We start from the raw sequence: 1040 nt of genomic DNA, 5'->3' as shown, positions 1-1040 counted from the left end.
CCATTCATGTTGATATTCAGGATGGAAGCGAAAGTCTGAAGGCAATGAGACATGCTCGTCCGGTAAAACCGGCTCAAAAATGGTTTTATTTTCTCGCGTCAGTACCGAATTAATTTCGTTTTCTTGGGTAGCAGTAGGCTCTAGCCAAAACGTTGAATACAACGTCGCTCCAGTCAACATGGCAAAAACGACAACGATCAGCATCGAAGCAAAAACGCGCTTTTTAGAGTTTTGTTTTTCCACTACAACGCATCCCTCAACGACTTCATTGGCGTACTCTTAATCATTCGAATTACGGGTAACGCCCCGGCGATCATAATCGCGAGCATTGCCCAAGCGATAGTTTGTGCATATTCCCAAGGAATGGTTTGCAGTTCGAGTGACCAACCAAAAGATTGTTTAATGATGATATCAACAATTAGGTGGGCCAAGGCCAATCCTAACGGTACTGCAATAATCGCAGAAATGGCACCAAAGGCGAACAGTTGCAAGCCCCCCAAGGCAACCAACTCTTTGCCAGAAACACCCATGCATCTCAGCAGCGAGAAGTGTCTTTGACGAGAGAGTTCTCCTGCTAGGGTTGCAAAGAAAAGACCAAATACAGCAATGATAAGAGTAATGTTGCCTAGCGTGCCAGCGATGGCGAACGTGTGATCAAATACTCTCATGGCTTGATTGTAGATATTGCTGTTGTCGAATACGCGGTCTTGTGGCAATCGGAAGACATTTTCTAAACGATTCTTCAACCCTTCCCCATTCACGCTGTCTTTCAGCAATACGCCTAACCCTACGTTGCCCGTTCCGGCAAACGCATAAAGCCAGTTTCGATGGGACATCATCACTTGGTTGTATGGGTTGCCATAATCGTAGTACACACCCACGACTTGCCAACCTTCACCCAGTGGCGCTTGCAGATCAATGTAATCGCCCGGACGAATATCCAGTTTGAGAGCCATAGATTCACTGACCATCAAGCTCTTAGTTTGATGCAGCTGATACCAGTAGTTTGGAACACCCAGCTTGACCGTTAGCGAATCTAG

At 46.2% G+C, this 1040-nt stretch carries 1 protein-coding gene and 1 pseudogene; both read right to left on the bottom strand.

Annotated features, from left to right (window positions below):
- A pseudogene (locus R7M72_RS25995) lies at positions 1-243 on the bottom strand (carotenoid 1,2-hydratase); the annotation flags it as partial.
- On the bottom strand, positions 243-1040 hold a 798-nt coding region (locus R7M72_RS25990), incomplete at its 5' end, for an ABC transporter permease (RefSeq protein WP_318056579.1). The gene R7M72_RS25990 and the pseudogene R7M72_RS25995, both read right to left, overlap by 1 nt.

The sequence above is a fragment of the Vibrio sp. YT-18 genome (assembly GCF_033337345.1).
GTDB classification, from domain to species: domain Bacteria; phylum Pseudomonadota; class Gammaproteobacteria; order Enterobacterales; family Vibrionaceae; genus Vibrio; species Vibrio alginolyticus.
The sequence above is the reverse complement of the archived record's forward strand: the minus strand, read 5'-3'. Positions and strand labels throughout refer to the sequence as shown.